A 16,069-nucleotide genomic window follows, 5' to 3' on the forward strand; every position below is an offset into this window, starting at 1 on the left:
TTCGGCCAAAGCAGCAAAGCCAGCGGGGGCCGCAAACTCGTCCAGACCACGCCTCCGCTTCGATCTTAAGTGTTTACGGAGTGTTGATGCCGCTCGCGCGTTGCAGCGGCGGCGCTGCCGCGAATCGCCGCCGCGCTGTGCGTCAATTTCAGCCCCGGCCGTTTCACGTTCGATTACACGCTGCCCTGGCGGGAGGCTCAGACAAGTGCGGCCCCCAAAGGCAACAGCGGCGGCCTGTCAGCCGCACGGGGCTTGGCTTTAACCCAGGATCGAGTCATTCCGATACGAACACTGTGTTCGCCCATAACATTCTATGCATAAACCTAACCGGACATTGCTGTCCGGTGCGAAAGTTTTATCAAATCGGGAAGAGAGTTTTTATTGCGTTTCGGCCAATCCGTTTATCTTTCCCGTGTCATTTCCATAAGGGCACGGCATGCCGTGCCCCTACAGGTCGATGCCTTCCCATCCGTTAAAATTTCGGACAGTGGACCAGGCATTCGTATAAGCCGTGGTTTACTCGGGGCGGGAGGGGACGGCTGTCCCCTCCCGCCATTTACCGCTGCCAGGCGCCTTACTTCATCAGGATCATCTTCCGGGTCATGTGGAAATCGCCGGCCTGGATGCGGTAGAAATAGACCCCCGAGCCCACGCCGCGCCCGGAGTCATCTCGCCCGTCCCAGAACACCGAGTAGGTGCCGGGGTCGCGCTGCTCGGACACCAGATTACGCACGAGCTGGCCGCGCAGGTTGAACACCCGCAGCTCCACCCGCACGTTCTTGCCCTCCGGTATGTCGTAGCTGATCACGGTGGAGGGATTGAACGGGTTGGGCACGTTCTGCTTGAGGGCGAAAGCCTTGGGCAGGCTGGCCGGGGCGCCGGCCCCGTACAGGGCCAGGCGGAACGCCGCTTCCTCGTCCGGGGTGAGCTGCATCTCGGCCATGACCTTCTCGATGTAGGAGGCCTCCTCGGCGCTGAGGCCCTCGATCCGGGTCGCGGTCTGCTTCAGGTCGCTGGAGGAGGAAGCCGAGGCCAGCATCAGCCCGGACACCGGGCAGGTGCCGTTGATGATGTTGCGCAGCAGGATCACGGCGTCCGAAATGCTGTACTTCCCGTCACCGTTCCAGTCCAGGCGCGGGTCGCCGGGCAGGCTGCGCGACAGCAGCAACATGAAAATCACGTCGTTCACGGTCAGCGCCTGGTCGCCGTTCAAGTCGCAGCTCTGGCCGCCCGTGACAGCGCCGCCACCGATGTAGCTTACTTTGCCGCCGGATTCCAGGCTGACAAAGGCCTTTTTCTGCTGCGGGGCGTCGCCGCGGTTGCCCCACATGTGCATGGCGTCCGTGCTGCCCTGCTGGTCGTCGATGGCGAAAGCCACGCGCACGGTCTCACCCTTGGTGTAGGCGTGGCCGTAGCTCACCGGGCTGTCCCAGGGCTCGAACAGCTCGATCACGTAGCCGGTGTTGCCCTCCTTGACCTTGACCGCCCGCTCGATACGGAACAGGGCCGGGGGACGCGGGCCGGTGAAAGTGTAGGTGGGCTTCCAGCCCTTGGGTCCCAGAGCGGCCGAGATCAACCCGCCACCATCCGCCCCGAAATTCTGGTAGTGGTACCAGAGGCTGTCCACCGAGTCGTTGGGCTTGGCGAATGGGTTGAGTTCCACGTGGTCGGCGCTCCAGGGGCTGGCGTCGATATCCAGCGTGGAGTCGTTCACGTCGAACAGGTAGTAGAGCCCCAGTTCGTCCCAGGCCACTTTCACCGTGCCGCTGATCTGGGGCGAGTTGTCGAAGCTGGTCCGGATGTCCAGGCCCGGGAAATCACCCCAGCCGGCGGTGTCGGCATCCACCGCCTGGAGGCTCGTGCCGCCACCCAGGTAGGAGACTTTGCCGTTGGCGCCCAGGACGATAAAAGCCAGGTGCTGCTGCGGTGTGTCGCCGCGGTTGCCCCAGAGGTGTTGGGTCTGGTCGCCGTTGGTGCGCTGGTCGAAAATCGCCAGGCCCAGGCGCACCGTGTCACCCAGGGCATAGGCTTTCCTGTAGCTCACCGGGCCGGTCCAGGGCTCGAACACCTCGATCGTGTAGCCCGAGCGGTCCTCGGCCAGCACCGCCTTGCGCTCGATCTGGAAAATGCCGTCACCCATGTTGGTGAAAATGGGCCGCCAGCCGCCCAGGGCGGCCGAGAACAGCGAACCGCCGTCCGCGCCCAGGTTGTGGTAGTAGGTGTAGCCGCTGTCGGGCAGGCCGAAAGGCGAGTACTCGACGCGCTCGGTGCCCCAGGGGCTCTTGTGGGTCGAGTCGGCCACCAGGTCGGGGTCTTTCACGTCGAACAGGTAGTACAGCCCGGCGGAGTCCCAGGCCAACTTGACCGTGCCGCTGATCTGCGGGGTGCCGTCGAAGCTGGTCTTGATGTCCAGGCCGGGATAGCCGGCCCAGTCATCCGCCGCGCCGTCGATGCCCAGCAGGCTGGTCCCGCCGCCCAGGTAGCTCACTCCGCCGCCGGCTTTGAGGATCACGTAGGCGTAGTGCTGCTTGGGGTTGTCGCCACGGTTGCCCCAGCCGCTCTGCGTCTCGCCGTCCGCGTGCATGTCGAAGATCGCCAGGGCCACGCGCACCGTGTCGCCGGCCTGGTGCTCTTTCTGGTAGCTGGTCGCTCCGGCCCAGGACTGTGAGATTTCGATCACGTAGCCGCTCTTGTTGTCCGCGATCTTGGCCGCCCAGCGGATACCCAGCTCGCCCTGCTCGCTCAGGGTGCGGGTGGGTTTCCAGCCCAGGGGCTGCTTGGCCTCGGAAAGGTAGCCCACTCCGTCCGCCCCGAAATTCTGGTAGTAGTAGAGGTTGCTGTCCGGGTTGACAAAGGGCTGCACCTCGACCCGCTCGGCGCTCCAGGGGCTCTTGTGGGTGGAGTCGGCCAGAAGGTCCGTGTCGGTCACGTCGAACAGGTAGTACATGCCCTGCGCGTCCCACCCCAGCTTCACCGTGCCGCTGATCTTGGGGCTGTTGTCGAAAGCGGTCTTTATGTCCAGGCCGTCCAGCTCGGCCCACTTGGCGTCCTTGACCCCGTCCACCTGCACCAGGGCCAGGGGCGGCACCTCGCCGGAGAGCTGAAGCTTTTCCAGGTCGCTGTTGTTGACCCGGGTCGACCACTCGTAGGCCGTGGTGGCATCACCAGCGTCCCGGTCGGTGACCTTGAAATTGATCCCGAGCAGGTTGCGGCGGTCCCAGGTGATCCCGCGTCCGTTGGCGCCCCAGGGGATGAACAGCTCGATCTTCCAGTTGGGTGCGGTTTCGGTCCCGGCCGTTCCGGCCCAGGTGATCCCGGCGGTGGAGAGGTCGGAGAACCAGCTTCCCCGACCGCCGGAGGCGTTGGGGTCGCTGCTGGGGCCGCCGCGGTAGAGCTGGCCGCCCTGCTTGGCATCCAGCGCGAAATGGATGAACGCGCTGTCGCTGTCCTCGTAGTCCCCGTCATAGTCCAGGTACAGCTCGATCCCGTCGCTCTCGTAGGCCGAACGCGGGCTCTGGCCCACGGCGTAGTAGTCGTCGTGCATGTCCAGGGCCACGTAGATGCCGTTCAGGTCCCAGGCATAGTAGACATTGCCCTTGAAATCGGCATCCCCGGTGGTTGAGTCGGTTGAGGAGCCCAGCACGAGCTTGCCGCCGGTGATCGAGGCGGCGCTGATCTCGACCCGGTTGGGGTCGGACAGGTCCCAGTCGCTCAGGTCGCCGTCCACCGTGATCGTGCGGTTGACCGCTGTCAGCGGCGGGGTCTTGTAGACTTTCTCAATCGTGGTGAACGATGCCACGTTGGAGAGGGCCGAGTTGTTGGGGGTCTCGTCGCTGGCGATCACCGCGGCGTAGTAGGTCACTCCTCCCTTGAGGCCGCTCAGTTCCAGGCTCATGCTCTGCCCGGCCTCCAGGGGGCTGGGCGCGCTGGAGACCTTGCGCGCCTGGGAGAAATTGCCGGCGGTGATGGGCGCGGTGCTGTAGCGGACATCGTAGGCCTGCGCCTTGCCGGTGTTGCCGTCATCGCCCACCGCGGTCCAGCGCAGAGTGGCGAGGTGATAGTCGCTGGTGGAGGCCACAGCGGCCAGGTCAGTCACCGCAGCGGGCGGGACCACATCGGTCTCGACCTGGATTTTCTCCACCTTCACGTCATCGACCATGATCTTGTCGTTCTGGGAGCCGAAACCGAGCTTGCCGCCCCAGGGCAGGTCGGGTATGACCGCGTTGTAGATTTCCATCCCATCCAGGTAGACCAGTATCTGCTGGCCTCGGCGCTCGACCACCACCTGCTGGTACTCCTCCTGCACCACGTCCTGGCCGGTGGAGTTTTCCAGATAGGGGGGGTAGTAGCGGTAGACCGCGCCGGCCGAGGGGTTGAGGTCGGTGCGCGGGTTCTTCAGGTTGTACTCGAAAATGCCGTCCGTGTCGAACGGGTCGCCGGTCTTGTTGATCCCGGTGTAGTAGTAGTGGTCCGGGTCGATGTAGTTGAAAATGACCGCGAAGTCCCAGTAGTCGGTGGGCTCGGCCACGATATCGCGGGCGTGGCGGATCCAGGCGGTGATCCGGTAGTTGTAGTTCAGGGTCACCCCGTCCAGCAGGATATACTCGCCCAGCGAGTTGCCCGGCCCGAACTCGAAGCTGTTGGGGACAATGGCCAGGGACTTGTCGCCCATGTCATCGGTGACTTCCCACTTGTCGGCGTGCAGCGGGGTCCAGCCTGTCAATACGCCGTTCTCGAAATTGTCCGAGAACACCAGCGAATCGGCGGCCGCGGCCCACAACCGCGAGTTCAGCGCCAGGAACAGCACAGCGACCAGCAATGGATTGACTAACGTTTTTCGCATGACCTGCCTCCGCTTGTCCGGCGGTGGTTTAAGGAGGGGCGACGTCCCGGGGCCGACGGCTGTCTGCCGCCGCGCCAGGGGTCGCGTCCCGCGAAAAGGGAAGAAAGACCAAGCTCGGCTGTCCACCCCCTGCAAAAGGGTTGAGGGTCACAAGAACAAGTCGGTGTGTGAATCGTGCTCTGTGCCTTGCCTGTATTCCGCTTGCAGTCAGTCGATTCGGGTCTGTCTTTCAAACGGCGGCCTGTCGCAGACGGATGTCCTCCGGCTCAGAAGCCCAGCGAGAGGCTGAAAAAGCTGTCGGCCGAGAGCCGTCCCTTGTCACGATAGGCGTAGTCGAAACCGATCTTCATCCGGCTGATCGTGCGGCTGAACCCGAAGCCGAAGCTCAGGCCGCGCAGGCGGTCGGCGCCCTCCAGGTCCAGCTCGTCGCCCATGATCCGCCAGCCGGTGCGGGCCGCCAGCACATATTTCCCCTGCCACTGGTAGAGGAACTCGCCGCCCAGGCTGTAGTAGACCGGGATCGAGGAGGGCTGGGCGAACCCGCCCTCCAGGTTCAGGCTGTAGTTGTCGCTGGCCAGCGCGGTGTAGCAGATCGAGCCCTTGAGCACTGAGGGCAGGCCGAACGTGTTGGCGCTCTTGCGCCCGCTGCGCATGTCGCGCGGCGAGCGGGTGGAGGTCTCGCCCGGGTTGGGGGCCAGGCCCTCATCGGTCTCCGGGGCGTATTCCATGTCCAGGCGGCTGCCCGAGTAGGTAAGGTTCGAACCGAGGTTCTGGATCACGAAGCCGAAACGGATGCTGCGGTCCAGGAACTCGGTGTGGTAGTTGGCCCCCAGGTCGAAAGCCACGGCGTTGGCGGTGATGTTCCAGACATCCTCGTGCACCCACTTGACGTTCATCCCGGCCGAGAAGCGGTCGGAGAAGTTGTAGGCCAGGCTGCCGCCGATCTGCATGTTGTAGCTGTCGAACAGCTCGCCGGTGCCCTGCGGGTGGGTCACAGTGGTCACCTCCAGGGGCGGGCTGTTGAGGAAGCCCATGAAACCGCCCACCACCGCGCGGCCGTCCAGCACCGGTATCGCCCCGGCCGTGTAGTAGTACTGGAGGTCCAGGGTGTAGTCCACCACGGTGGCGAACATCTCGGGCCGCTGCATGAACCCCAGGCCGGCCGGGTTCCACCAGATCGCGGTGATATCATCCGCCCCGGCGATGTAGGCATCGCCCAGGGCCACTCCGCGCGAGCCCACCGGGATGGAGAGGAAATTGCCGCTGCTCAGGCCCACGTTGGAGTAGTTCTTTATCCGGCCGGTTATCGGCACCTCGTTCAGGCCGTGGTCCTCCGCCGCGCCCACGCCCTGAGCCATCAGCGGGGCGGCGGCCGGGACGGCCAGGGCGAGGCAGACCAGCAGCCGGGTTGCCAGTTTTCTCATCGGGTTCTCCTTCAAGCCAGTTGGATTGTCCCCTGTAATCGGTGCTTCGCCGCGGCGGCGGTCACTCGATGACAAAGAATCGGCCGGTGGTCTGCTTGCCCCGGGCGTCGGTCACATGGTAGAAATACTGGCCGCTGGCGATCAGCGAGCCGAAACGGTTCTTCAGGTTCCAGGCCTCGGTGCCGCCGTGGGTGTCATACTGGTGGCCCAGCGGGTTGGCCCCCTGGTGGCGCAGCACCTGCACCAGGTCGCCGGCCAGGGTGTAGATCCGGATCGTGCAGTCCGAGGGCAGGTTGATGAACTCGATGCGCTTGTCCTCGATGCCCAGGTCCCAGGCCCCGCTCACCAGATAGGGGTTGGGCACCACCTTGATCCGGTTGAAATCCGTGTTTTCCGGCTGGTTGGAGGCCGCGGCGATCTCGAAGCGCAGATGGCTGCCGGGGATCGCGGGCCGCACCTTGGGCTGGGCGGCTTCACCCCGGCCGGTCTCGTTGAGGCCGATCTTGTTGCAGCGCAGCAGCCAGACCTGGCCCACCGCGGGCGGCGTGTTGATGCCGATCAGGGAGATGACGTTGCCGCTGACGTAGATATCCAGGTCGGTGCGGCCCAGGGGGTCGAACTCGCTCTGGAGCAGAGTCGTGCGGGACGAGCGCGTGGCGCAGCGCTCCTTGCGCACCGTGTCCCAGCCGTCACGCGGCACGAAGCCCCAGCTTCCCTCCAGGTAAGGGCTGAACGGCAGGTTGACCCGGTTGGTCTTGTCCTCCACGGCCAGGGTCAGCCTTCCGCCGCCGGCATCCTCCCAGCGCAGCTCGATATCGGCCAGGCGCATGCAGGAGGGCACGGCCCAGCGCACGCTCTGGCCCTGGCTGGTGGTCTTGTTGAAATTGACCTGCACCTCGGAGGCCCCGTTGTAGCCGCCCAGGTCGACAAGCTGGGCCTGGTAATCGGTGTCCACCCCGGGATGGACCAGCGAGACACTGGCCTCCAGCACCAGGGTGCCGTCCCCGGCCAGCTCGCGGTAGACCGGCAGGACCGCCTCCTGGGTGGTGGCGGGCGGGTTGGCCTTGCGCGAGCCGATCACCACGGAGATCGTGTCGAGCATTTGCCCGTCACGCTCCCAGTGGCAGTAGTAGGTGACCGGGGCCACCGCGATCACTCCCACCCCGTCGAAAATGGAATCCACCACGAAATCCAGCCTGCCCGGCTTGACCAACTCGGCGTTGACCACATCCATCTGCTTGAGGCCGAACGGGTTGGCCGGCAGCGGCGGGTCTGTCATCAGGCTGTCGGCATAGTGGACCGTGCCGCCGCCCTCCTCCAGGCGGGTGACACCGTCCGGGTAGAGCTGGAAAGTGGACTCGCCGGCGGCGCGCCAGCCCGAGGCGTCGCTGCGCGGAATGGCGGCCCGGGCGGTCTGGGTGGTCGACTCCAGGCTCATCACGCCCTGGGCCGGGTTGTAGTCGTAGGCGGTCACCGCGTACCAGACTTTGAACCCGTTGACCAGACGGCGGTCGGTGTCACGGTAGAAAAACTCCAAGCCTGTGTCCGTGCCCAGCTTGACCGTGTCCTGGATCGCGGTGGTCTCGCCGGTCACGCTCTTGCCGTCCTTGTCCACCACGGTCACGGTGTGGTTGGTGATGCCGTTGTTCTCGGTGGTGATCCCGTCCGCCAGGTCCCACTCGGCCAGCAGCTCCATGTAGGCCGGGCCGCGGAAAGAGCGGTAGAGACGGAAGCCCTGGAAATCCTTCTCGATGAAACCCGGCGAGTAGGAGGGGCTGTGCGGGTCGCTGGCGGCCTCGTAGAACGGGTCCTTGGAGAAGACCGACATGTCGTTCCAGGTGATCGTCACCTCGCCGTTGCCAGGGATCAACTCGAACTCGGGCGAGGCGGGCGGCGAGGGCTGGATGTAGTCGATGGCCTTGAGGGCGTGGGCCGCATCGGCCAGGGCCAGCATGGGCGTGAGGTTCTGCATCGGTATCTGGTCCGGGCTGCTGGGCACCACCCGGCCCTCGGTGGCCAGGTGGGCCACCTCGAAATAGGCCGAGTCCCAGGGGGCGAAATCCTCGATCACCCCGGAGGTGCCCAGGCAGTAGCCGAAACCGATCTGGAGGTCGAGCTGCAGCTCGGTGTTGCCGCTCTGGAACGGCGGGGCGCTGCTCAGGCCGCCCTTGACCTCGCGCTGATGGGTGTACCAGAGGTAGGCGTCCACATCCCCCTGGCCGTAGGAGCCGATCCCGGAGCGGTCGGTGCCGGTGAGGTTGAGCACGGGCAGCTCCACGCCGGTCTTGTAGTCGGTAAGGTTCTGCAGGAAACAGAACCCGATACAGCCGGGGATGCCCTCCCAGGGGACCTCGCGGCAGTCGGAGTCGAACTCGAACACCAGGCGCTGGCTGTTGACCACCCCGATGCGCTCGTCATCCACCGCCCCGGTCTCGTAGAACATGAACATGCCGGCCGCCAGGTTGTGGAACGTGTAGGCCGGGATGCGGTTGTATTCCTGGATCAGGTTGTACTTGAAAAAGGGCGTGGCGTTGTAAATCTTGGTGCGCTGGAAAATGATGTCCTCGGTCAGGCCGAGGCTGAAAGCGAAGAACAGGTTGGAGCAGGCCACGCCCAGCGGGTGCTCGCCGAACACGGCGCCGCTGTTGGGCCAGCCGGGATGGTCGTTCAGCACGTCGTTGGTATAGACCACCACGGTCTCGGAGCCGTAGAGAAGCGGATCGCCGTTCCTGTCCCGGAAGTCCGGGGGCCAGATTTCGAGGTCGGCCTTGGACAGGCTGCTCAGGGCGTGGTCCCAGCCGGTGTAAACCTTGCTTGAGATGTTGGCCTTGAACGCGGCGTCCAGGTTGGCCTCGTTCCAAGGCTGGGCGCAGCCGGAGAGAATTTCCCAGCTCTTGGCGTAGGACTTGATCGTGTCCTCGAGCGTACCGTTGCCATCCAGGTCGGCCAGGGCGGCCACGGCCATGCCGCTCATGCCGCCACGCGGCCCCTGGTAGGTGTAGGAGTTGCCCGAGCCTTTGGGGTAGAATATCTGGTTGATCATCGGCATGTCCGGCCCGCCGAAAATCCACATCCCCACCTTGTTGCCGGTCATGCGCGTGATCTGCTCGGCGCGCACGCCCGCGGCACACAGCGCCAGGGCGAGGACCAGGATGCAGGCCGCTGCGGGCCTTATCCGTAAGACATTTTTCATCGGCATCCCCCTGCATTGACAGCCCCCGCGGCGCGGGAGCCGGTTGTCGTTCCTCAGAAATTAAATTCCGCCCCCACGCGCACCTGACGGGGTGTGCCCCAGTGACGGGGGTCGGCCCAGTCGTAGTAGCCGGACAGGTAGACCAGGTTCGTGATCACGCGCTCCTGCCAGTCCAGACGGCCGTCCTGGTTCAGGTCGCGCAGAAGGTCGTATTTGCCGGGATTGAGCCAGGCGCCCCCGTACTCGTTGTAGTCGTAGTCCGGGTCGTTCTGCGGGGCCACGGCGCGGTTCTCGGCGTCCTCCAGCACGTTGGTCACGGCCAGGGCCTCGTGCTGACGGTCATCGAAACGGGTGTACATCGGCCAGGAAAGCGTGTGGTTCAGCAGGTTGAAGACCTCGCCGAAGACGACCACGCTGCGCTTGCCGCCCAGGTCGAACTGGCGGCTGAAACGCAGGTCGATGTTGAACTCGCTGGGCAGGCGGCTGGCGTTGACCGTCTCCATGTAGCCGAAGCTCTCCGGGTTGATCCGGGTGTAGGCCTGGCCGCTCTTGAGCGAGAAAGTGACGAACGAGCTGGCGTTACGCAGCACGCTGCCCCAGACAGTCCCGGGGGCGAAATCCGCCGGCAGGCGCAGGTTGAGGATGTAGCTCAGGCTGTGGGTGCGGTCGCCGCTCACCGGCCGCAGGGCGCTGGGCACCGAGAGGTACTCGCCGGTCACCGGGTCGACCCCGTTGTAGGCCGTGCCGGAGCGTATCTCGCTGCCCGTGGCGCGCGAGAACGAGAGCGTGTAGCTCAGGTTCTGCGAGTAGTAGCGGTTGAAACGCTGGCTCAGGGTGAGGTCGAAGCCCTTGACGTTGCCGTTGTCCAGGTTGGTCAGGTAGTAGCGCCGGGTGCCGGTCTCGGGTTCCACCATCTCGCGCATCGACACGTTGCCGTCCACATCCCGGTTGAAACCCACGAAATCGAGCAGGTAGTCCTCACCCAGGAGCAGGGAGAACCCGGACTCGAACGCGGTGGTGCGCGAGAAAGTCAGGCCGCCGCGGTTCTCACCCGAGTAGAACACGTCGAACGGGGGTGGCTGATTGAACTGGCCGTAGCTGAACCGTATCTGCGAGCGGTCGGTGACCGGGAAACCGATGCCCAGGCGCGGGCTGAGCACATCCCGCGAGTCGACTTTCTCCGAGATCACCGCCCCGCCGATGCTGGTGCGCACCTGGACCGGATCAAACCAGTCCCAGCGCAGGCCGACATCGCAGACAAAGTCGCCCAGGTCGATGCGGTTCTGGCCGTAGGCGCTGATCACCTTGGGCAGCACGTTGTTCATGTTGTCCAGCGAGCTGGAGGAGGCGGTCAGGATGTTGCGGAACACGTGCAGGTAGTGGGCGTCCACCCCCAGCTTGGCCCGGTTGTGACGGTCGACCTGCACGTCCAGGTCGGCCTTGATGTTGCGGCTGACCTCCCTGAGCGGCGCGTAGCTTATGATCTGGCCGTGCATCAGGGGGCCTTCCTTGTCCGAGACGCCGAAGGGGTTGTCGTTGATGTCCTGGTAGACGTTCTCGTAGAACTGGGCGTTGTTGCGGCTGTTGCTCATGCCGTAGGGCAGATATTTCTCGTTCCCCGTGATCACGTCCTGCAGCGGCTGGCCGTCCTCGCCGATGATGTTTTTCAGGTCCTCCACGGTGAACACGTAGTCCTTGAAGCTGAATCCGCCCACTGTGCCGCGCGAGTCGAAATCCTTGAGCGAGCTGTAGCTTATCGTGTTGTCGCGGAAATAGTTGGCCCGCACCTGGAGGTTGATGCTTCGCTCGGCGCTCTGGTGGATCACCCAGTCGGCGCCTCCGGTCATCGACTGCGAGCGGGTGCGGGTGGCCTTGTGGTCCTCGGTCAGGAAAATGTCCTCGTGAGTGTAGTAGCGCCGCTGAAGGCGCGAGAAATGGTCGGAGGCCAGCAGCTTGAGGCCTTTCATTGGCGACCAGGTCAGCTTGCCCGAGATCAGCCAGCGGTCGCCCTCGTTGCCGGGAAGGCGGGCCGGGTTGGGGTTGTAGTAGAGCTGCGCCCCGGGGTCGGAGAACACCTTGGCCCGGGCGGCCCGGAAATCGTCGAGCGAGAACTGGCGCGTGATCAGCGGCTCGTTGCGCAGCACGTCGTTGATCCGGTCGGCGAAAGACTGGTCAAACCCGCGGAACCCGCCGACCGCGGAGCCGGGCGCGGGGGTGAAATCGGCCCGTCCCTGCATCTCGGTGGAGAGGAAGAAATAGGCCTGCTCCACTGGCTGGATCGGCCCGCCGAAACTGAGCTGGGTCTCGTTGAACCCGTAGTCGGAGGTCCGCGGCTGCTGACCGTCCGTGCGGAACCGCACCCGGCCCTTGTACTGGGGCTGGCCCTCCTGGGTCACGATGTTGATCACGCCGGACTGGGCGTTGCCGTACTCGGCGTTGAACCCGCCGGTGAGCACCTGCACTTCCTCGACCGCGTTGGTGCCGATATCGAGCGGGTTGTTGTCGCGGGTGTTGGGAGTGTAGCCGGCGTTCTCCTGGATGAAAGATTCACCGGTGTTGGGCGACATGGGGGAGGCGGTGAAATCCTTGACCATCACACCGTCGACGAACATCACCTCCTCGCCCACCCGTCCGCCGCGGATCTGGAAACCCTGCTCCGTGCGCTCCACCCCCGGTTGCAGGGCGATCACGTTGTCCAGGTCGTTGGCCGCGATGTTGGCGGTGACCTCGGAGGTGAAACGGCGCTTGGTCTGGGTGTTGTCGCGCGCCACCAGAATTTCGGACTCGCCCTCCACCACCAGGCCCTCCATCTCGATCACGGCCTGGGAGAGCTGGAAATTGAGCGTGGTGGTCTGGCCGGCCTGGATGCGCTGGCCCTCGACCGTGGCGCTCTGGTAGCCGGTGAAAGAGGCGGTGATGGATTGGATTCCGGCCGGGACGTTCAGGATGAAATAGTAGCCGTCCTTGTTGCTGATGTTGCCCAGGCGCGTGCCCGCGACAGTCACCTGCACGCCGACCAGGGGCGAGCCGGTGTCCCGGTCACGGACCGTCCCCTCGATCTTGCCGGTGTTGATCTGACCCTGCAGGGCGCCCGTGAGGGCCAGGAGGCCGAGAACCAGGAGCCGGAAGACTGCTTTTTTTCGCATGAGCCTTACCTCTTACTGGGGTTGACACAGAGCCGTCACGAGGGCGGAACGTGCGTTGCTGTCGGACAGGGTGTGGGTCAGAGGGCGCCTGCCTTGTTTCAGGGTGGTCATTGTCTACCGGACTGGCTGTCCGGCTGTGAGTGGTTCCGTCCGCAGGCCAGCCGGACTCGGGCCAGGTTGGCCGCGGCCCGGGTCCGGCTGCGCACGCCCGATTCGGCCTGGACCTGACGGACCGTGCCCGGGGAGGTTAACAGCGGGGCCAGGGCGTGCTCGAAATTCTCGATGAAATAGGCCCCACGGCGGCGGTCGGAAAAGCCGCCCCAGAACACGGCCCCCGGGGCGAACAAATGGATCAGGTTGGCCAGGGCCACGGCCAGGTAACGGTTGATCTCACCCACGATCGCCACCGCCGCCCTGTCGTTGCGGGCGGCCGCCAGGATCACGCTTTCCGGGTCGAGGGCCTCGCCCCCGGCCTTGAGCAGCACGGAGCGCAGGATAGTCGGCCCCTGGCGGATCGCGCTGAACGCCTGCTGGAAAATGGAGCGCGGCCCGATCAGCTCACCCAGGGTCCGGTACTGCGGTTCGTTCCGCTCGGCGCCGTTCAGCAGGATCACGGTGTGCTCCAGGTCGGCGCAGGCCCGGCGTGCGCCGGTGATCAGCTCGCCGTCCAGCACCACCGCCGCTCCCAGCGGGCTGCCGTACCAGATGCAGATCAGGCGGCTCAGCTTGTGCCCCAGGCGGGTGTGGGCCGCTCCCAGGGCCAGCGCCCCGGCCGTGCTCTCGAAAAATGCGGGCAGGTCCAGGCTTTTCTGCAGCCGCAGCGCCAGCTCGGGCAACTGCGGGGCTGGGCAACGCCCGGTGAGGTCCTCCGGCTCCGGGTCCCAGGTCTCCGGGCCGCAGATTCCGACCCCCCGCAGCTTGCCTTTCCCGGCCGGACAGCGCCCGATCATCTCCAGGGCGATGCTCAGAACGCGCTCATGGAGGCTGTCCCGGTCGGAGGGCCGGAACCCGCTGCGGTACAGCGGCCCCTGGGCTCGCCCGCCGCTGTCGAACAGCCCGGCCTGGATCCCCTGGGTGAGGTCCAGACCGATAAACAGATCGTTCGGGTGGATCGCCTCCGGGTGCATAAAGCGTCTCGAAACCGGGCGGAGAGGGGAAATTGACGGGCCGGCGCAGGCCCCTTTGATATTTCAGAGAGTGCAGCCGGAGGAAGGGCAAGGGCCGTGCCTTGAGGGAAATTGCGGGTCGGCGAATGTGTAAGTGGTTGCGAAAAAATTCGATGCGACGCTGGACGGGCAAGCCGCAAGATATAAAACTGTTTACCGCCGTGATTTATTTGTCACAGAGCGGCTTGTCTCAACGCGGGGATTGTTTGACGGGCGAAAGGAGCGTTTGTCTGCCTGGGAGAGTGAACAAGACAGGCCCGGGTCGGCGCGACAGCCTGAACAGGGCGCTTTAAACCGGATACGCCGGCTTGGGTTGGAATGGAGGCGGGGTTATGCCCGTATCAGACAAATATTGGCTAAACCGTTGCTATGATCGAGCGGTCACACTGTGACTGAAAAATCACAGTGGGGTAGTGAAATACTTCTCACGCAGCCTGAGGCTGCCGATCTTGCGCGAGAGCCATTCCCGCGTGCGTCCCAGGCTCTTGGCGGTCTCGGAGACGTTCCAGTCGAAACGTTCCAGCTCGTGCAGGAGGTATTTTTTCTCGAACTCCTGCAGGGCGGCGTCGAAATCGTTGCCATGTTCCTCGCTCCCGGCCGGGTCGACCTCGGGCGGAATCTTGAGCAGCCCGGCGATCATCGAAAGGGTCACCGCCCCATCCGCCAGGAAATAGAGGTTCTCGGCCAGGTTGCGCAGCTCGCGCACATTGCCCGGCCACTCGTAGTGCATCAGGGTCTCCATGGCCCGTCGGGTCAGGGACATCTCCTTGGGGCCGTACTTTTCGGACTGCAAGCGCAGGAAATGGTCGAGCAGCACCGGGACATCCTCGCTGCGCTCCCTGAGCGGCGGGATGAATACGCCGAACACCTTGAGCCGGTAGAACAGGTCCTCGCGGAACTTGTTCTGTTCCACCAGCTTTTCGAGATTCTTGTTGGTCGAGGCGATGAAGCGCACGTCGATTTTCTTTATCCGGTTGCTGCCCACGGGCTTTATCTCTTTTTCCTCGATGGCGCGCAGCAGCTTTTTCTGGAAGGAGAGGGTGGTCTCGCCGATCTCGTCCAGGCACAGCGTCCCACCGTCCACGGTCTCCAGGATCCCCATCCGGTCGCAGACCGCGCCGGAGAACGCCCCCTTGACATGCCCGAACAGCTCGGACTCCAGGATATGCTCCGACAGGGATGCGCAGTTCACGGTGAGGAACGGCTTGTTCGTGCGCTGGCTGTTGCGGTGGATGTACTTGGCCAGCAGTTCCTTGCCGGTGCCGCTCTCGCCGTAGATCAGCACGCAGCCGTCGCTGTTCTTGATCTTGCCCAGGTAATCGAAAATGCTCCCCATCTGCTGGCTGCGTCCGATGATCTCGGTGCTGGCGTTGCGGTCGAGCAGAAGGTCGGTAAGCTTCTCGACCCGCTTTTTCTCCTCCATGATATCCAACTCCATGTGGATGATGCGGTTGGCCAGGGGCGTGAATATCTGGGTCAGGAGGTCGATGTATTCCTTGTTCAACACCCGGGTGGCGAAATACTCACGGCGCAGGCGCCCGGTGTCGACATTCAGGTCGCGTATGTTGTCGAGGACGGTCTGGAAATGCTCCTCGGAGGGCGGATTGAACAGGAACTTTCCGAAGCAGAAATAGCCGATCAGCTCTTCTTCCACGAAAACAGGGATGAACACGTCGATCAGCCCGGCATGGCAGGTCTCGACCATCGGCTTGTGGGTCTGGATCAGGATGCCGGACAGCCGTTTTTCATCGCAGCAGCGTTTCATCCCCTCGGGGTCGGACTGGACGCATTTGCAGAACTCGCTCTCCGGCCTGGCGTGCGAGGATTTGAGCATCTCGTAGCGCTTGTCCGCCGGGACGAACGAGAAATTGAAATTGGTGATCTCACGGAAGAGGTTGAGTTGCTCGTTGAAAAATCGCAGGTACTCCACCTCTTTGGGTGATTTCTTGTCGATCATGAACATCCTGCCCTCCCGGCTCAGCTGTCTGGAGAGAAGTTTTACCGACGGTGCTTTCTATTTATATCCTTCAAATTGATTTTTATCCAGTGTTTCTTCCGTTCCCGGCCAGCAATGTCCGGTTAGATTTTTGCTATAGAATGTTATGGGCGAACACAGTGTTCGTATCGGAATGACTCGATCCCGGGTCAAAGCCAAACCCCGTGCGGCTGACAGGCCGCCGCTGTTGCCTTTGGGGGCCGCACCTGTCTGAGCCTCCCGCCAGGGTAGCGTTTAATTGAGCGAGAAACGGCCGGGGCTGTAATTGCCGCACGGTTCGGCGGCGATTCGCGGCAGCGCC

Annotated in this window: 6 protein-coding genes; all 6 read right to left on the minus strand. The window is 64.1% G+C overall.

Going from position 1 to position 16,069, the window contains the following annotated elements:
* Positions 1-574 precede the first annotated feature (574 nt).
* On the minus strand, positions 575-4,843 hold the full coding sequence (locus LLH00_06425) for a T9SS type A sorting domain-containing protein (protein ID MCE5270904.1): 4,269 nt from the start codon (positions 4,841-4,843) through the stop codon (positions 575-577).
* A gap of 266 nt (positions 4,844-5,109) precedes the next feature.
* A complete protein-coding gene (locus LLH00_06430; GenBank protein MCE5270905.1) occupies positions 5,110-6,267 on the minus strand; it encodes a PorV/PorQ family protein in 1,158 nt (385 codons plus the stop codon).
* A 61-nt stretch (positions 6,268-6,328) separates the two neighbouring features.
* On the minus strand, positions 6,329-9,460 hold the full coding sequence (locus LLH00_06435; protein MCE5270906.1) for a hypothetical protein: 3,132 nt from the start codon (positions 9,458-9,460) through the stop codon (positions 6,329-6,331).
* Positions 9,461-9,513: 53 nt separating this feature from the next.
* Positions 9,514-12,606: a TonB-dependent receptor gene (locus LLH00_06440; GenBank protein MCE5270907.1), complete on the minus strand. Its 3,093-nt coding sequence runs from the start codon at positions 12,604-12,606 to the stop codon at positions 9,514-9,516.
* Positions 12,607-12,713: 107 nt separating this feature from the next.
* Entirely contained in the window at positions 12,714-13,733 is a 1,020-nt protein-coding gene (locus tag LLH00_06445; protein MCE5270908.1) for an ROK family protein, read from the minus strand.
* Positions 13,734-14,172: 439 nt separating this feature from the next.
* Entirely contained in the window at positions 14,173-15,735 is a 1,563-nt protein-coding gene (locus LLH00_06450) for a sigma 54-interacting transcriptional regulator (protein ID MCE5270909.1), read from the minus strand.
* Between the last annotated feature and the right edge of the window lie 334 nt (positions 15,736-16,069).

The organism is bacterium (assembly GCA_021372515.1).
Classification (GTDB): Bacteria; Gemmatimonadota; Glassbacteria; order GWA2-58-10; family GWA2-58-10; genus JAJFUG01.

Excerpts from the sequence above, each read along its gene's own strand:
- LLH00_06445 (MCE5270908.1), bottom strand. The coding sequence starts at position 13,733 with ATGCACCCGGAGGCGATCCACCCGAACGATCTGTTTATCGGTCTGGAC.
- LLH00_06440 (MCE5270907.1), bottom strand. The coding sequence starts at position 12,606 with ATGCGAAAAAAAGCAGTCTTCCGGCTCCTGGTTCTCGGCCTCCTGGCC.
- LLH00_06425 (MCE5270904.1), bottom strand. The coding sequence starts at position 4,843 with ATGCGAAAAACGTTAGTCAATCCATTGCTGGTCGCTGTGCTGTTCCTG.
- LLH00_06435 (MCE5270906.1), bottom strand. The coding sequence starts at position 9,460 with ATGAAAAATGTCTTACGGATAAGGCCCGCAGCGGCCTGCATCCTGGTC.
- LLH00_06430 (MCE5270905.1), bottom strand. The coding sequence starts at position 6,267 with ATGAGAAAACTGGCAACCCGGCTGCTGGTCTGCCTCGCCCTGGCCGTC.
- LLH00_06450 (MCE5270909.1), bottom strand. The coding sequence starts at position 15,735 with ATGTTCATGATCGACAAGAAATCACCCAAAGAGGTGGAGTACCTGCGA.